The 17,518-nt window shown below is 46.5% G+C and carries 13 protein-coding genes; 8 read left to right on the top strand and 5 right to left on the bottom strand.

Annotated elements, in window-relative coordinates; translation table 11 throughout:
- Nucleotides 1-45: 45 nt before the first annotated feature.
- A complete protein-coding gene (locus ACSQ8O_RS20960) occupies nt 46-3,042 on the bottom strand; it encodes an efflux RND transporter permease subunit (RefSeq protein ID WP_436243219.1) in 2,997 nt (998 codons plus the stop codon).
- A gap of 283 nt (nt 3,043-3,325) precedes the next feature.
- On the opposite strand from ACSQ8O_RS20960, the gene ACSQ8O_RS20955 reads away from it, so the two are divergent.
- Nucleotides 3,326-4,102, top strand: a complete 777-nt coding sequence (locus ACSQ8O_RS20955; protein ID WP_436243218.1) for a peptidoglycan-binding protein — start codon at nt 3,326-3,328, stop codon at nt 4,100-4,102.
- A 67-nt stretch (nt 4,103-4,169) separates the two neighbouring features.
- Here ACSQ8O_RS20955 and ACSQ8O_RS20950 read toward each other — a convergent pair whose 3' ends face one another.
- Complete coding sequence (locus ACSQ8O_RS20950; RefSeq protein WP_436243217.1) at nt 4,170-5,201, bottom strand: anthranilate phosphoribosyltransferase; 1,032 nt, start codon at nt 5,199-5,201, stop codon at nt 4,170-4,172.
- Nucleotides 5,198-5,848 carry an ANTAR domain-containing response regulator gene (locus ACSQ8O_RS20945; protein ID WP_236292897.1) on the bottom strand — a complete coding sequence of 217 codons (651 nt, stop codon included), beginning with the start codon at nt 5,846-5,848 and terminating at the stop codon, nt 5,198-5,200. The genes ACSQ8O_RS20950 and ACSQ8O_RS20945 overlap by 4 nt, the downstream gene beginning before the upstream one ends.
- A 463-nt stretch (nt 5,849-6,311) precedes the next feature.
- On the opposite strand from ACSQ8O_RS20945, the gene ACSQ8O_RS20940 reads away from it, so the two are divergent.
- The 4 genes from ACSQ8O_RS20940 (at nt 6,312) to ACSQ8O_RS20925 (ending at nt 12,792) form a co-directional block, all read left to right on the top strand.
- Entirely contained in the window at nt 6,312-7,553 is a 1,242-nt protein-coding gene (locus ACSQ8O_RS20940; RefSeq protein ID WP_236292896.1) for a nitrate/nitrite transporter, read from the top strand.
- Between the two features lie 258 nt (nt 7,554-7,811).
- Complete coding sequence (gene nirB / locus ACSQ8O_RS20935) at nt 7,812-10,238, top strand: nitrite reductase large subunit NirB (protein ID WP_056610266.1); 2,427 nt, start codon at nt 7,812-7,814, stop codon at nt 10,236-10,238.
- 34 nt (nt 10,239-10,272) lie between these two features.
- Nucleotides 10,273-10,626, top strand: coding sequence for a nitrite reductase small subunit NirD (gene nirD, locus ACSQ8O_RS20930; RefSeq protein ID WP_436243216.1), 354 nt, complete (start codon nt 10,273-10,275; stop codon nt 10,624-10,626).
- A gap of 57 nt (nt 10,627-10,683) precedes the next feature.
- On the top strand, nt 10,684-12,792 hold the full coding sequence (locus tag ACSQ8O_RS20925) for a molybdopterin oxidoreductase family protein (protein ID WP_436243215.1): 2,109 nt from the start codon (nt 10,684-10,686) through the stop codon (nt 12,790-12,792).
- A 572-nt stretch (nt 12,793-13,364) separates the two neighbouring features.
- Here the strand turns inward: ACSQ8O_RS20925 and ACSQ8O_RS20920 are convergent.
- Nucleotides 13,365-13,586 carry a helix-turn-helix domain-containing protein gene (locus tag ACSQ8O_RS20920; RefSeq protein WP_028556998.1) on the bottom strand — a complete coding sequence of 74 codons (222 nt, stop codon included), beginning with the start codon at nt 13,584-13,586 and terminating at the stop codon, nt 13,365-13,367.
- 194 nt (nt 13,587-13,780) lie between these two features.
- Between ACSQ8O_RS20920 and ACSQ8O_RS20915 the strand changes: the two genes are divergently transcribed.
- Genes ACSQ8O_RS20915 through ACSQ8O_RS20905 form a run of 3 tightly spaced genes read left to right on the top strand, consistent with a single transcriptional unit; the run spans nt 13,781 to nt 16,221 of the window.
- Nucleotides 13,781-14,455, top strand: coding sequence for a DUF6483 family protein (locus ACSQ8O_RS20915; protein WP_436243214.1), 675 nt, complete (start codon nt 13,781-13,783; stop codon nt 14,453-14,455).
- Nucleotides 14,456-14,501: 46 nt separating this feature from the next.
- Nucleotides 14,502-15,233: a class I SAM-dependent methyltransferase gene (locus tag ACSQ8O_RS20910; protein ID WP_436243213.1), complete on the top strand. Its 732-nt coding sequence runs from the start codon at nt 14,502-14,504 to the stop codon at nt 15,231-15,233.
- Nucleotides 15,234-15,243: 10 nt separating this feature from the next.
- Nucleotides 15,244-16,221: an MBL fold metallo-hydrolase gene (locus ACSQ8O_RS20905; protein ID WP_436243212.1), complete on the top strand. Its 978-nt coding sequence runs from the start codon at nt 15,244-15,246 to the stop codon at nt 16,219-16,221.
- A gap of 326 nt (nt 16,222-16,547) precedes the next feature.
- On the opposite strand, the gene ACSQ8O_RS20900 is transcribed toward ACSQ8O_RS20905, so the two are convergent.
- Nucleotides 16,548-17,510: a phosphatidylglycerophosphatase A family protein gene (locus tag ACSQ8O_RS20900; protein WP_056610274.1), complete on the bottom strand. Its 963-nt coding sequence runs from the start codon at nt 17,508-17,510 to the stop codon at nt 16,548-16,550.
- Nucleotides 17,511-17,518 lie beyond the last annotated feature (8 nt).

The following is a 17,518-nucleotide window of genomic DNA, read 5'->3' as shown; positions in this document are numbered from 1 at the left end:
AGCTGAATATCAGCTTGCTCGCCTTTTTTGTTGACGTTAGCGCGATTATCGAACCGTTCCAAGATATCTTCTTTGACGTTTTGCTTTTCTAGCATGCAGAAGTTCATATACCGTTGGGACCATGATCAACGTGAAGATCGTTGCTGAAGTCAGACCGCCGATAACCACTACTGCTAAGCCTCGGGAAACGATGCTGCCTTCTTCGGCTTTGGCAAGAACAAGCGGCACCATCGCACAAATGGTAGCTACGGCTGTCATCAAGATCGGACGCATCCGTGTAGCCGCGGCTTCAAGCAAGGATTCACGAATAGTCATGTGTTCTTCGTTTTGCTTCACACGATCAATCAAGACGATGGCATTCGTGACGACGATACCGATCAGCATCAAGAATCCGAAGATCGACGTAACGTCGAAGGATGTTTTGGTGATCATCATCCCGACAATCGCACCGACGGCCGCAAAAGGAAGGGATACCATGCTCGCGATTGGTGCGCGGAAGGATTTAAACGTGATGACCATGATCAGCAGTACGATTCCAATGGAGATTCCCATGGTCATGAACAAGTCGGCAAAATCACTGGATTGCTCAGCAGATGCTCCGCCAACGCTCAAAGCAATATGGGCTGGAAGCTTGAGATCTTTGGTGTTTTTCGTGATCTCTGTGTTGATTTTGGATAGTTTAGTTGAGTCTACGAGTGCCGTCACACGCAAGAATTGTTGACTATCCTTATGAAGGATCGTGTTGGACTCATTTGTTTTTTCGATCTTCGCAACGGAGGTCAAGGCGGCTGGACCCGTTGCTGTCATGATTTGAATATTCGATAGGTCGGAAACCGTTGAAGGATTAATTAAAGCATCTAACACAACAGGTATTTCTTTGTTCTCCAGCTTCATCGAACCAATGGGTGTTGGGTTCATCAGAGAGCGAATTGTACCTGCAATTTCCTCAGGTTTAGCCAGAGCGGGATCAATTGTAATCGAATAGCCAGGTTTGGTTACATTTTGATTACTCGTAACTTTCTCAACACCTTCAATACCTTTAATTGCCGCAATGACATCCGCTGCAGCTTGATCTAAGCTCTTGGCGGAATCTCCCGTTAAATCAACGGTAATCGCGGAACCGCTGCTACCATCGAAGCCACCGCCGCCTGCTTGCAAGTCAGCGTCCGGATATTTGGATTTTTGAGTGAGAACCTGGTCGATAAAGTGCTGTGTATCCACATCTTTCTTCATAAATACTTGGAAGGTTGCGATTGTTGGAGGCGCGACGCTGCCCCATTTGGCATTATCTTCGGTATTTCCTTGTTGCAGAATAAGATGATCAAGCTCACTTTGTTCGAGCATGAATTTTTCTAATTCCATTGCTTTTTCGCGCACGGTAGAAATCGGAGTTTCAGGTGCGTAGGAAAGCGTGACACTCAACTGGCTTGCTGTGGAACCTGCAACTGCACCTTTTGGCATGACGAAGTATAGAGCAATCGAACCGCCAAACAGAATAAGCGAAACAAGAATGGAGATGAACTTATGATTCAAGCTCCAGGATAAGATCCTTTTCAGACCCTGCGACTCTTTATGTTCCTTTAATTTCGTATTGCGAAGTAACCAAGCGCTCATCAGAGGAACGACGGTTAATGCAACCAGCAAGGAGGAAAGCAGGGAATACGTTACGGTTAAGGCAAAAGGGAGCAGGAAGGCTTGCAAGGAGCCTTTCAAAAGTCCCAGTGGTAGGAACACTGCAACGGTTGTTAAGGTAGAAGCAGTAATCGCTCTAGCGACCTCACGCGTTGCATCAAGGATTAATTCCTTGGAGAACTCCGACTTCTGGGTTCTTCGGAAGATATTTTCGATAACAACAATACTATCATCCACGAGCCGCCCTACGGCTACTGCGACCCCGCCAAGGGTCAAGATATTCAGTGTTACACCAGATTGGGAAAGCAAGAACAAGGTTAATCCAAGTGAAAGAGGGATAGACACAATTGTAATGAACGTAGAACGAATATTTCTAAGGAAAATCAGAATTACGATGGTGGCAAATAAGGCGCCAAGCAACACTTCTCGCATCATACTATTCACGGAAGTGACGACGGATTCTGCTGTAGAGTAAATTACTTCTGCCGTTGCATTCGGGTATTTCGTTGCGATTTCTTCTGAGATTTTATCTACTTCCTTACTGATATCAACCGCATTGGAGCTAGCATCCTTGGTTACTACCAAGGTAAGGGAATCTTTGCCGTTAATACGGGTCAGTGTATCTTTGTTTGCAGCAACTTCAACAGTCGCAACATCTTTTAACTTGACGCCAGGTGCTACGGTTAAATTAGTAAGCGTATCGAGATCGTCTAGGTTCCCCACGACCTTAATGGCACTTGTTTTGCCATCGATGGGCCTTTCACCGACATTGACAGTTACGTTCTGCCCTTGAAGGACACCCATCAGCACCTGAGCAGGCAATTTGGCACTAGCCAGCTTATCTTTATCAGGGTGAATAATCACCTGGGATACGGACGTGCCGCCAAGCGCTACGCTAGCAAGTCCTCTGATTTTCTGAAACTCAGGTAATATTTTCTCTTGTGCTAGCTCAACATTTTGCTTGGTGATGCCATCTTTGAAGTTAAGGGATACCCAGGAGAGTGGAATCATTGAGGTATTTAATCGAATAACGAAAGGCTTCGACATCCCCGCAGGGAGAACAATCGAGGAGATCGCTTCTTGCACGCTAGCTTGGGCATCCTTCATTTTAATATCCGAATCAAATGTCATATCAATTTTCATGAAGCCGTCGGATGATGTGGAGAATATTTCTTTCTTACCCGGCACACTGGAGACAGCTTTCTCTATAGGTGTAGTTGCACTATCTAGCATGGATTTGGCATCGTAGCCTTGGCCGACGACCGTAACACTAATCTGTGGGAAATCTGCACTTGGGAGAAATTCCATCGGCAATTTAAAATAACTACCGATTCCCGTGCCTAAAATTAATATCACCAAAAAAATGACTGCTGCTTTGTTACTAAAAGCCCATTTCGTAAACCATGTCACACGACTCGCTCCCCTTTCATGATCTATCTCTTTATTTCTCTAGGCACAAGTATAACGGTATCAATCTTAATGCGAATATGGCTGTGGGATGGTTTCAACTCAGACTACAGTCGGAGAAATACCTAAAGTGTAGAATTCCATCTTCTGATTGATATATGTAAATAAGGGATTAGGTAGATAGAATTTTCATGATTTGGATAAAAGATCAACTTGAAGGAAATGCTACCCTTATCGTCCATCTTGTGACGAAGATACTGAAGACGACGGGAAGTGAACGTAACGCATGTTACAAGGCAAAAAGAGGTTGATCTGGATAGTCCTCATCTGTGTGGTCTTGTTCAGTGCTTCCACAACGACTGTTTTTGCGTATGGCAAAGGTGCAAAAGGCCCAGATGTATACGCGGTTCAAGGGATGTTGAAGTCTCTTGGTTACTACTCGGGACCGATTACAGGCTATTATGGCAATCAAACACAAGCTGGGGTTAAAGCGTTTCAAAGTAGATATGGTTTGCCAGTAACGGGAAATGTTGATGATCAAACCTTACAATCCATCCTGTGGGCTTATGGTAATTTGAAGATTCCCAAGAAGGCGACGCCAACGCCAACGCCAGTACCAACACCGGCGCCGGATATACCGAGTCCAACACCTGCACCACAGGTTCCCTCAACGTCAGGATTAACGGTAGAAGAGCAGCAAATGCTGGATCTTGTGAATAAAGAGCGAACGGCTATTGGTCTCGCTGCTCTTACAGCTGATCTAGAGTTGACCAAAACAGCCCGTCTAAAAAGCCAAGATATGGTGGATAACAAATATTTCTCCCATGACTCACCAACGTATGGTTCACCATTCGATATGATGGAGAAATTCGGAATTACGTATAATGCAGCAGGGGAGAACATTGCTTGTAACCAAGGCGTTCAAGCAGCTCATGAAGCTTTAATGAACTCTCCAGGACATAAAGCGAATATACTTAGCAAAGATTACACGCATATTGGTATCGGCATTGTAGATGGCGGGCCGTGCGGTAAAATGTTCACCCAACAGTTTATTGGTAAATAGACAACATAGGAAAAAGGACGTAACGAATGCGTGAGCATTCATTACGTCCTTTTTGTTTCAACGATGCTTATGTGGCAGATACAGGTTTAATTGCTTCGGTCCATTCTGTGTACTTCTGGAGTGCTGCACCTTGCTCAATCGCATGACGGGCCATATAGATGCCTTCTTCAATGGAGCCAGCTTTCTGGGAAATCCACAAACGGACAGCACTGTTGAGCAGTACCATATTTAAGTAGGGGAGTGGAGCATCGCCGCGAAGGACAGAAAGTGTAGTCTCTGCTTGCAATTCAGCCGTCCATTCCTGGGCTGGCACTTCAACCATCAGCTCATAAATTTCAGGATCTACAATGAATAACTCACTTGCCCCGTCTTGGATAAGGTAGGTTCTTGTACGTTTATCGACACCTAAGTCCTCTGAGCCCTCCATACCCTGCACCACAATACCGCGAGAAACACCTAATTCAATGAGCAAATTCGTGATTTTCTCAAAAACAGTGCCGTGAAACACACCAACAGCCATATAGGGAGCTTCTGTAAAACGCAACAGCTTCTCCGCCGTATTGAACACGGTTCTCAAACCGAGTTCTTTACGAATTTCGCGCAGCTGGCCAAGCGGTTCACACCAGCTTTCGGTCGGTGTGAATAAGAAGCCTGTTCGCGCCGCAGCAGAAACTAATGCTTCACGTGATGCTTCAAGTGCATTTACCCCCATTGCTGTAAGCACATCGGACAAGGTGATGCCCCATTTAGGAGGCATGCTAGGGCTGCCATGCAAAGTTGTTGGCAATCCGCAGGCTGCGAGTACGAATGCAGTTGGTAATGTTGCGATAAATGTGCGAGTGCGACCATCATAGGGACCGGCACAGTCGATACTTCCTGCCATGGGATAAGTGCTGATACGTTGTCGTAAGGCATGAATAAAGGCTTTGATTTCATCAGGTGATTCCATTTTAATTCGCTCAGCTACAAGAAAAGCGCCGATCTGAGCTTGGGTGGCTGCACCGGTTAGGATGAGTTCGGCTGCTTGAGCCGCTTCTTCATAGGTAAGGTCTCTGGCTCCGCGTTTACCGCGGCCTACTTCTTTTAATAAGGATATCATCGTTTGCGGCCCCCTTTGTTCTGATCCTGTAGTATCTGATATACCTTGACGATGGAGGTTGCGACGTCGACCATACGCTTACGTTCATTCATAGCTTGTTTACGGAGGAAATCATAAGCTTCAGCTTCCGAGATGCCTTTGATTTCGCATAAAATTCGCTTCGCCTGATCAACCCACTTACGTTCTTCAAGCTTGGACAGCAGTTGTTCGCGCTCCTGATGCCACTCGGTTCGTTGGAAATAATGGTTCACACCCAGTATCAACGCACAATGAATTTCTAGTGGGCTCATCGTGGGACCGATCAAGCCATCTATTCCCGCATCCATCTTACATTCATTAGAAGGAAAAGTTTGCGTATCACACCACCAGAATATGGGAAGACTCCGCTGTGCAAGCAAGCGTATACGCCAATCTGTGACTTGTTCGGGACCTACTGATAATAATACAGCATCGACCTTAGGGATGATAAAGGAAATTTCTTTCATATTAGATGAAGTATAAATGCGGAACCCCAAATCCTTCATGATTTCATCAGGTAAAAATTCTTTTCCTTGCATGTCTTCCGTTCGAACAGCATGTGAGGGCTCAGAGGAGGTAGCTGAGCGAGTTGTCATGAACTCGTCGACCAGAATGAATGATTGCAACATGGGAATACCTCCATCTTGAATAACTTTAACTCATGACAAGTACATGTTAGGTTTAGATCTTATTTGGTATTATTATACGGCAATACTATAGCATATGCACCTGAAATTTGTCGATATGCTACTCAAATTCTCTGAAATAATTTTTTGTGTTAAGTTTATTGACATAGAATTAAGTGCATCGTATAATCAAGTTAAGAAATCGGCACAATGATGTGCCACTTAACGAAGGCAACGGCGCCTATCCCCTTACAAATACGTAACTGGATAGGCTTTTTATGTTCAATGTAATGAAAAAACTACATCTATCATGCTGTTCACGAGGAAGTGGCAGCAGTGGCAATGAGGCCGATAAACATCCCGTGACTGATAGGGTATGTTTGTCGGCCTTTTCTGTCAACGTGCAGTCAAGAAAATGGATAGGACAAAAAGAAGGCGAAAAGCCTCACAAAAGGAGAGGGATTGCATGGTAGATCGGAAAAGTTTTATGCAAGTGGGGCACAAAGGGTCTTTGTTCAGTTCATTCTTGTATTTTGACATGAGCTTCATGGTCTGGGTGCTTCTTGGACCGCTAGCTGTCATCCTAGCCAAAGATTTTGGGTTGGATGCCGCACAGAAAGCCAATTTGGTTGCTTTACCAACTTTAGGGGGGGCGGTCCTACGACTAGTACTTGGCGTACTAACGGATAAAATTGGTCCTAAACTAACAGGACAGATTGGTCTTTCTCTTACCTTAATTCCATTATTCTGGGGATGGCAGTTCGCTAACACGATGGGAGATATGTATTTTGTAGCTCTAATGCTAGGTATCGCAGGAGCAAGCTTTGCTGCAGCACTACCGCTCGCTAGCAGCTGGTACCCGCCACAGTATCAAGGATTAGCAATGGGGATTGCAGGTGCAGGAAATAGCGGGACGATTTTCGCTACCTTGTTTGCAAATCGTTTAGCACAACATTATGGAGATTGGCACGTTGTTTTCGGAATTGCCATGATTCCAATTGCAATAACGCTTGTCATATTTAGTATTTTGGCAAAGGATAGTCCCAATAAACCAGCACCAAAAACGATTGCAGAGTACGGTAAAGTATTGAAACAGAAAGATTCGTGGTTGTTCTGTATTTTCTATAGTGTAACTTTCGGTGGTTTTGTAGGAATGGCATCTTATCTTACGATTTTCTTTAATACACAATATGGGCTTTCTCCTGTGCGTGCTGCAGACTTTACAACTTTATGCGTCATCGGCGGCAGCTTCTTCCGTCCCGTTGGTGGATGGCTTGCAGATAAGATTGGCGGAATTCGAATGTTAATGGTTCTATATGGCGTTGTTGGTTTAATGATGGCAGGTATCTCGACGCTTCCAGCACTTTCATTGACGACAGTCATGCTCTTCGTTGCTATGATGGCCTTCGGAATGGGAAATGGTTCGGTATTCCAACTCGTGCCACAGCGTTTCAAAGCGGAAATTGGTGTGATGACAGGAATTGTTGGAGCAGCAGGGGGATTAGGTGGTTACTTCTTGCCTAAAATCCTTGGAAACCTGAAATTATCCACGGGTTCTTTCACACCAGGCTTCCTGATTCTCAGTGGAATTGCACTTAGTTGTATCGTCATTATTGCGGTTGTTCAAGGGCAATGGAAACGTACATGGATTGGCGAAGGCGGCAAGGTGAAAGTAGCGTCTTCGAGCATGGATACGATTCAGGCTTAACATAAGCAGGGAACGCCGCTGATTCTACGTGGTCAGCGGCACATCCAGTAAGGTTTTTGCTCATGCAGCCTGCTCATCAGGCTGTATGGGCAAAGACGTTACGACTAGCGTCTTTGCAGTTCTTTCGAACAATCGAACTGCTCAAGCTCCATATCCCAAATTTGTCATTTGGGGGCCCTGCTCCTAAATGACCCTTTTTTCTCACAACTACTCAAATTCATTTGAATGCCATAGTAAATGGATGGAAGGATGATCACAATGACAGTCAAAAAAGAGAAGCTAGTCCTGGTCGGAAATGGAATGGCGGGTGTTAATGCCGTTGAACATTTACTAAAACTGGCACCCGATAAATATGAGGTTACGATTTTCGGTAGTGAACCGCATCCGAACTACAATAGAATCTTGTTGTCCTATGTGCTCTCCGGCGATTCAAAGGTTGAGGATATCGTTATCCACCCTTATGAATGGTATACGAACAATAACATTACATTATATACGAATCAAACCATCACGGGCATCGACACACTGGCTCAAACCGTCACGAGCGATAAAGGCTTGACCGTTTCTTATGATAAATTAATTTTGGCAACGGGTTCTAATCCATTCATGATTCCTATGCCAGGTGCAGACAAAGAAGGCGTTATGGCCTATAGAACGATACGCGACTGTGAAATCATGATTGAGTCGGCTAAAAAGTACAAGAAAGCGATCGTCATCGGCGGCGGTTTGCTGGGTTTAGAAGCAGCGCGTGGCTTCCTCAATCTCGGTATGAAAGTCGATGTCGTTCATATCGTCGATACGATTATGGAGCGTCAACTGGATCGGACAGCATCCAAAATGCTGCAAGCTGCTTTGGAAGAGCAAGGAATCAACTTCCTATTGGAGAAACAATCGGCAGAAATTGTGGGAGACAAACGGGTAACCGGCCTCAAGTTTAAGGATGGCACGATAGCTGAAGCGGATCTAATCGTCATGGCGGTAGGTATTCGTCCTAATGTAGCCCTTGCGAAAGAAGCTGGCGTTGAGTGTAATCCAGGCATTATTGTGAATGATTACTTGCAAACTAGCGTTCCGAATGTGTATGCCGTTGGTGAATGTGCGATGCACAGAGGCATCGCCTATGGTCTAGTTGCACCGCTCTATGAGCAAGGTGCCGTTCTGGCAAAGCATTTGGCAGGCGTAGAAACAGGCCCGTATGAAGGCTCTATTTTGTACACGAAGCTCAAAGTATCCGGTGTTGATGTATTCTCAGGCGGTCAATTCGTTGAGGCGGAAGGAACCAAAGCGATTCGAATTCACGATGAATTCTCTGGTGTCTATAAGAAAGTCGTTATTAAAGATAATAAAATTATCGGTGCCGTACTCTTTGGTGATACAGCTGATGGTACGCGACTTATGCAAATGATTCGAGAAGAAACAGATATTAGCGGTATGGGAAAAACGGCGATTCTAACGGACGGTTCGAGTGGCGGTGGTGGTGCGGCTTCCGGGGTTGCAGAGATGAAGGATGACGCGATTATCTGCGGTTGTAACGGTGTAACGAAAGGGACGATTTGTTCCGCCATTAAGGATCAGGGCTTAACGACTGTAGATGAAGTGAAGAACTGTACAACGGCATCACGTTCCTGTGGAGGCTGTAAGCCATTAGTCAGTGATCTGTTAGCTTTCACCCTTGGGGCTTCTTATGATAAAAACGCTGCGAAAGAAACAATTTGTGGCTGTACAACACACACGCGGGATGAAGTTGTGACGGCTATTCGGGAAAAAGGTTTATCCCATGTACGCGAAGTGATGAACGTTCTTGAATGGAAAAATGAAGAGGGCTGCTCCAAATGCCGTCCAGCACTCAATTATTACTTGGGTATGATTAGCCCTGAAACGTATAAAGATGACAGCACGTCCCGATTCGTCAATGAGCGTATGCATGCCAATATTCAAAAGGACGGTACGTACTCCGTTGTTCCACGTATTTATGGCGGTGTTACGAATCCGACGGAGCTTAAGCGTATCGCAGAGGTTGCTGAACAATTCAACGTACCTACAGTGAAATTTACGGGAGGACAACGACTCGACTTGCTAGGTGTGAAAAAAGAAGACTTGACCGCCATGTGGGAAGCATTGGATATGCCATCAGGATATGCTTACGGGAAAGCCTTACGGACAGTGAAAACATGTGTCGGCGAAACCTTCTGCCGTTTCGGTACAGGGGATGCGATGGGTGTTGGTATCGAGTTGGAGAAACGTTTTGAACGCTTGAATACACCAGCCAAAGTGAAACTTGCCGTATCGGGTTGCCCACGAAATTGTGCGGAATCCGGAATTAAAGATCTAGGAGTCGTATCTGTCGATGGTGGCTGGGAGCTGTATGCGGGAGGTAACGGTGGCGTAAAAGTCCGCGTAGGTGATTTGATGAGCACGGTGAAGACCGAAGAAGAGATCATCGAATATACAGAAGCTTATCTGCAATACTACCGCGAAACGGGTAAATATGGCGAGCGTACGAGTGAGTGGGTACACCGTCTAGGAATCGATCATATTCGTGATGTTGTCCAAAATGACCAAGAGCGTAAGCAATTGTGTGAACGCATGGATTTGGCGCTATCCGTGACACAAGATCCATGGAAGCAAGCCATTGATAGCAAGAAAATCCAACGCGATCTATATGAAGTTGTTGAACTGAAATAGAAATAGAGAGATATACCAGGGAGGAGCAGAGAAGATGATAACACAAAATGAGCAAATGATTTGGGTGCAAGCCGTTTCTTATGAGGATTTAGCCTTTAATACAGGGAGGACGATCCGATATCAAGGAGAAGAGGTTGCCCTATTCAAATTAAAAAGCGGTAAGCTTCAAGCGATTCAGAACCGTTGTCCGCATAAAGAGGGCGTTCTTGCCGAAGGCATCGTCTGTGATGACCACGTGTTCTGCCCTATGCATGATCGCAAGATCCATTTGCCTTCCGGACTCGTGCAAGCGCCAGATACAGGCTGCGTGAAAACGTACCTGACTAAAGTGGATGATGCCGGAAATGTTTATATCGGATTTCCAATCAATAATGAAATGGCTAGTTAGCCCTTATATAACCCTTATGTACTTATAAAGAGAGCTTAATCTGCGGGGGTGGGAGCGTTGAAAACAGCACTGGTCACATTATCGGATGAACAGCCCTCCTCCCATTGTTGCTTTTGCAGTATGCAGTGTGGATTGGAGATACTACCCAGTGATAAGACAGAAGGTTTAACGATTAAGCCGAGCGCGAATTTCCCAGTTGCAACAGGCCGATTATGTCAAAAAGGTCTGAATGCTTTGGAGCATGTCGTTCATTCGGAACGAATTCTGGAGCCGCTTCATAGGGAAGCCGCAAGAGTAGGCCAATGGCAACCGGTTTCCTGGGCTCATGCGTATTCAGATATTGCGAAGAGGATTACATCGTTGCAGGCTGAACATGGGCGTGATGCGATTGGCGTCTATGGCGGCGGATCGTTGACGAATGAAGTGAGTTACTTACTTGGTAAGTTTACGCGTGTGGCGCTTAGGTCCAAATACATCGATTATAACGGTCGTTATTGTATGTCATCAGCTGCGGCTGCTAGTAATAAAGCTTTCGGTATTGATCGTGGGATGACGATGCCTTTATCGGAAATTCCTAATGCGAAATATATCATTCTAGCGGGCACGAATATTGCGGAGTGCCAGCCTACGATGATGCCTTATCTATTAGAAGCAAAGAAAAAAGGCGCCGTGATTGTGACCATTGATCCGCGCAATACGATGACCTCCAAGACGGCAGATATCCATGTGAGACTTCAACCTGGTTTTGACTCCGTCTTCATTAATGGGCTACTTCATGTCATGATTGCCGAGAACCTCATAGATCAGAAGTTCGTTCAATCACGTACATCTGGTTTTGAACAAGTGAAAGAAGCAGTCAAATCTTTCACACCAGCTCGCGTTGAATATTTAACTGGCGTACTTGAAGCGGTGATTCGTACAATTGCACGCGGCTTTGCGAAGGCAGAGACGGGGATCGTGCTAACAGCAAGAGGTTTGGAGCAACAAGTGAATGGGGTTGAGAATACACTCAATTACATTAACCTGACACTGCTCACGGGTAAAATAGGGCGTTCTGGCTGCGGCTATGGCGCTGTGACTGGTCAAGCAAACGGCCAAGGTGGACGTGAGCATGGGCAAAAAGCCGACCAGCTGCCAGGCTACCGCTTGATCGAAGATCCTGCTGCGCGTGAACATGTGGCGAAAGTATGGGGCATCGATCCAAGTGAGCTGCCAGGCAAAGGTGTTTCCGCCTATGAATTGCTGCAGAAAATCGATGAAGGTGAAATTAAAGCATTAATCGTACTGGGCTCTAATCCACTAGTTTCTAGCCCGAATAATAAGATGGTAGAGCGTGCCTTACAAAAGCTAGAATTACTCGTGGTCGTAGATATGTTCGAGACCGAAACGGCACGGTATGCGCATTATTTGTTGCCTGGTTCATCCTTTGCTGAAGCGGAGGGGACCATGACCAACCTGGAGGGGCGAGTGTTCCATCGCAGGAAAGCCATGGAGCTTCCGGGAAATTGTAAACTCGACTATCACATTATCAGCGAACTAGCTGATGCGCTAGGACGAGGCGCCTACTTTCAATATGCGGGTATTGAAGACGTGTTTCGTGAACTAGCCGCAGCTACCGCAGGTGGCAAAGCCGATTATAGCGGCATCACCTATGAACGTTTGCAAAAAGAGAAAGGGATCTTCTGGCCATGTGGCTCAGCCGACCATCCGGGAACACCGCAATTATTCCAAGATCGTTTTCATCATGCGGATGGGAAAGCCATATTATTCGGTATACAGCCGAAAATGCCTGCAGAGCCTATTGACAGCGACTTTCCGTTCGTGCTCACAACGGGCCGTCTGGCCAACCATTATTTAAGCGGTGCGCAAACGCGCCGAACCGAAGCTCTTAATAAGAAGACACCCGTTCCGGTTGCCGAAATTCATCCGTCTTTGGCCAAGCGAATCGGCCTAAGCGTGGAACAAAAAATCCGGATCACAAGCCGGCGTGGCTCCCTTGTTTTTCAAGTCAAGGTCACCGAGGGAATTCAACCTCGCACCGTCTTCGTTCCTTTCCATTGGGGCGACGAGCATTCGATCAACGTGTTGACGAATGATGCCTTGGATCCAACGAGTCGGATGCCGGAGTTTAAGATATGCGCAGTGAAGATTGAGCGAGTGGATTGAAATAGAGTGCCCCAGTTGGATTTCAACTGGGGTGTTTGTTTGGGGTAACGACCCGCAACCCGCAACCCGTAACCCGAACCCCGAACCCCGAACCCCGAACCCCGAACCCCGAACCCCGCAACCCACTATCCACCAACCAGTTCCCAGCAACTAGCACTCAGCCACCCTCAACTTGTGATCCTGACTTACAACCTCCCACCACAAGCTTCATCTTTTACTTTAAATGGATTTTCTACAGCTATTTTGAAGGGAAATCAACGGAAATTCTAATTAGATGGAAAAGGTACTGTTAATTTATCCCATTTACCTCGATATTGCTAAAGTGAGCAAATATAACTACATAAAATCCATCTAAACTCAATTTCAGCGCGTTTTGAGTTAATTTAGATGTACAAAATCCAGTTAATTTGTATGTGGGGTCTGTGGTTGGATAATTACTTGGTAAGTTGATTGCTACATCGGCCAATATGGTTGTGGTAAGTAGAGTGCTTGAAACTCAAAACAAACATAAAAGCCCCCGTTTCCCTCCGAAGGAGGGTGGGTGGCTTGCATGGATCCCTTTGCTGACGGAATCAGATCTTTAATTCCCCAAGCTTAATCAGTTCTACAACCGCTTGTGAACGACCCTTTACGTTCAGCTTTTGCATGACGTTCGATATATGATTCCTCACAGTCTTTTCACTTATGAAAAGCTGCTGTGCGATATCCTTTGTCGTTTTGTCCTGCACTAAGAGTTCGAATACTTCGCGTTCGCGGTTCGTAAGTAAAAATTTGTTTTTGTGGTCGCTGCCCATGGATGTGTGTCACCCCTCCTTGCTCGGGTATTGGGAATTACAAGGTTAAGGGATACAGTCAAAATTAGTTTATGAAGGGCTGATGTCAATGGTGCGGTATATGTGAAAAATAGGCGGAATGTATTTTTGAGTTTCAGCGCGAGGCGTGGTAAGCTGAATTGAGGTGTATTTGAAACCGAGAGGAGCTGCTTCGGATGTTCAGGCGTGATTATTTGATGCGACAGATTGAACAATTGACGGTGGTGCTGCATCGGATTCTTTTTAACAAGGAACATATCCCGATTGAAGATGCGCAGAGACAGTTAGATGAAGCAAGTCGTCATTTATTGGGTTTGAATATCCGTTCCCTCCAGTCTTTGTCCAGTAAGGATATTCTGGAATTGCTATCCTACCAAGGGAGCATAGATACAGCGAAGGCGTTAGTCATTAGCGATATGTTTGTGGGGCAAGGTGAGCTGTTGAAGCAGCATGAGGAAGATGGGGAGTCCTATTGGGCCCACCTGAAGTCCTTAGATTTACTTCTGCATTTGTCTTTGTCGGAAGAAGTTGAGCCCGAGGATGAGGTTAATGATGAGATTGCCTCTCGGATGGTTACGAGCTTGAATCATCTCCAAGGCTGGGAGATCCCAGAGGGGATGAAGAGGCAACTTTTTTTACATTATGAGAAACAAAGCAATTATGCGAAGGTTGAAGATGTTTTGTTTCATTATATGGAGGATCACCCGGAGAAGTCAGAACTGCCAAAGCAAGGTCTGATTTTTTACGAAAAGCTGCTTCAGGTTGAGGACGAGCAGTTGAAGGCTGGGAATTTTAGCAAGGAAGAAGCGCTAGAGGGTTTGCGGATTATGAAAAAACGGCTGCTCTTATAACATTTTATCGTAGAAATTTAATCACAAAGCTGAAGGTGTTGAAAAAATGGCGTGGTACCAAGAGAGTTTTGGCGATGATTATTTACTTGTGTATAAACATAGAGATATGCAGGGTGCTTACCATGAAGTGAAGAAAATGGTGAATTGGTTGGACTTGGAGCAAGGGGCTCGTCTTTTGGATCTCTGTTGTGGAATGGGACGGCATTCGTTGGCGCTTTCGGAGCTTGGTTATACCGTAACTGGCGTTGATTTGTCGAAAGTACTGTTACAGGAAGCCGTCAAGCAGGGTGGAGAAGAGCAAGTGACATGGGTTCACGGTGATATGCGGGAGGTGCCGCTAAGTGAGCCGTTCGATGCGGTAGTGAATTTGTTTACATCTTTTGGCTATTTTGATGAAGATGAGCAGAATGAGAAAGTGCTTCATGAGATGTATCGGCTTTTAAAAAAAGAAGGTCGATTCATTATCGATTTTCTGAATCCGGTTTATGTGAAAGCGAACTTGGTCGCGCAGTCCGAACGGAAGGAAGAGGATTTGACCATTCGTGAGTCGAGAACAATCGAAGACGGTTGTGTGCGCAAACGGATTATGATTTCGCAAGCGGGTGCACCAGATCGGCATTATTTGGAGCAGGTGAAATTGTACGAGCGTCCGGTGTTTGAGGCGATGTTGGTCAAAGCTGGATTACATATTGATCATGTCTATGGTGACTATGAAGGCCAGGCTTATTCGCCAGAAACTTCGAGTCGGATGATTTTTGTTGGACATAAGGAAGGATGACTACCGGGATATGAACGTCGTGACCGTACATACAGATGAAATAACACAAGTGAAGGTGCCGTTGCCATTTCCTTTACGTTGGGTGAATGCTTACTTGATTCGTGGCAGCAAAGGTTACACTGTGATTGATCCGGGACTGCATACTCCGGAAGCAGAGGCGCTGTGGGAACAAGTGCTCAAAGAGCAAGGGATCGGGTATGAGCACGTGGAACAAATCGTGCTCACCCACCACCATCCCGACCACTACGGGATGGCTGGTTGGTTCCAGGAGCGCACGGGCGCCCCGGTTCTCCTATCGGAGACCGGATACGCGCAGGTGCAGCTCCTGTGGGGCCCGGAGCAGCCGATGTCTCCGCTGCTCCTTGAGCTGTTCGCCCGGCATGGCTTCCCTGAAGCCGGGCTGGAAGAGATGACGAAGCACATGGTGAGCTTCGTCGATCTGGTCTCCCCGCAGCCGCAGGTTACCCTGCTGCGTGAAGGGCCTGTGCACCTCGGCGACCGCGTCTATGAAGCCATCGAGACCCCCGGCCATGCCGCGGGGCATCTCGTCTTCTATGACGCTGAGGCGCAGGTGATGTTTTGCGGCGACCACGTCCTGCCGCAAATATCGCCGAACGTTTCCTTCCTCCCGCAGGTGGAAGAAAACCCGCTCGGCGCGTACCTGAGCAGCCTGCAGGAGATCAGCAGGCTGCCGGTTGTGATGGCTTACCCGGGGCACCGGGAGCCATGGCAGGGCTTTGGCGCGCGCGCAGAGGAGCTCGTGCGCCATCACCATGAGCGGCTTGCGCTCATGGAAGGGCAGCTGAGCGCGCCGCAGAGCGCTTATGAGGTGTGCCGGGCGACGTTCGGCGACCGACTGAGCGTGCACCAGCTGCGATTCGCGCTGTCGGAGACGATCGCGCACTTGATCCTGCTGGAGGCCGAGGGCCGCATCCAGCAGGTGGATCCGCAAGCAGATCGCGTGTCCTACGTCGCCATATCTAAATAAAGAAAACCCTCCAACCATGTCATAGTTGGAGGGTTTTTCTATGCTTCTATAACGTAAGTCCCAGCTTACCTTTACATAGCCTTGAAGTAAGGGAAACAAGATCCTCTATTTTGCTCCTAAACAGCCGATTTCACCCAGAAGGGGAACGTAGATCCCTTATTTCTTCCGAAATGGTGCCGAAAACCCACTCTCTTCAATTTAGCGTCCCTACGTTCCCTAACACCTGCACTTACCCCGATTTTCATCCGAATAGCGCCCGTACGTTCCCTTTTGCACTTTCAACAACCAGTCAATTGTTCCAAAGACCACACTATCGTTTCAGACTCTTACTTCAACGGCTTACTATACGTCGGCGTATGGTTATGCGCTAACCGACCACATGCTGCTGCAACAATTCCACAGACCATATCATCGATAAACGTATTGCATTTACCATCTGCGTGATCACTATCGAGCTCTTCGATAATGCCGATTTTGGCTTTATCGAGATAGCCAAAATTCGTGAGCGCAATGGTTCCGTACATGAGAGGAACGGCAGTTGCGATGCTTTCGTCGACGCCAAAAAGTCCTTCGTCCATCCCCACAATATGATTGTATTGAGGGTTGAATTCTTTGGCTTCGACAGCGGTATCAATCTTGATCGCGAGTTGGAGCGCATGAAAGGTTTGCTGTTTGCGAAGTACCGCCAGAATATGCTCTTCACAGAGACTGCGTGGCATATCAGGATTGTAAGGACGTTGCAACTGGTCAAGGATCTCGACCATATCATCCAGAAGAACACCTCGTGCCTCAAGCATTTGCAGATTGCGTTTGGAGTAATCCATCTTCACGCTATCCGAAATAATGACACTTGCGGTTGATGCGACAATTGCACAAATCCCCTTGGAGATGAAGGATTTAGGTCTTTTCGTCGGGAAAAAGAAGCGGAATTTGCAGTCGATGAAACCGAATAGTGAGATCGCACCGCTCCCGTATAATCCGCAAATGGACATCGCAATTGTGCGATGAACGTTATAGGCAGGGTCTTTCATGCTAGCTAGCAGTTCTGCATCATGTTTCACCTTTTTTTGAAGCTCCATGAGTGTAGACATGACGTTGAATGTTTCTGTTTTACTTAATACCCCGAGCAGTGTGGTTGTGATCAAATCGGTGGGGATTTTCTTGATGCCTTTTATTTCAACAAGCAATCTAGCAACAGCTTCCTCAATGACAGCTTGTGGATAATGGCTGAAAACCTCTTCTCGAAATTCATTGAAAATGAGGGTCTTTTCCTTCAAAAATGTTCTCATTACAAGAC

Source organism: Paenibacillus sp. LjRoot56 (assembly GCF_964253335.1).
Taxonomy (GTDB): domain Bacteria; phylum Bacillota; class Bacilli; order Paenibacillales; family NBRC-103111; genus Paenibacillus_E; species Paenibacillus_E allorhizoplanae.
Note: the sequence above shows the minus strand (reverse complement) of the source record. Positions and strands in the feature narration are given on the sequence as shown.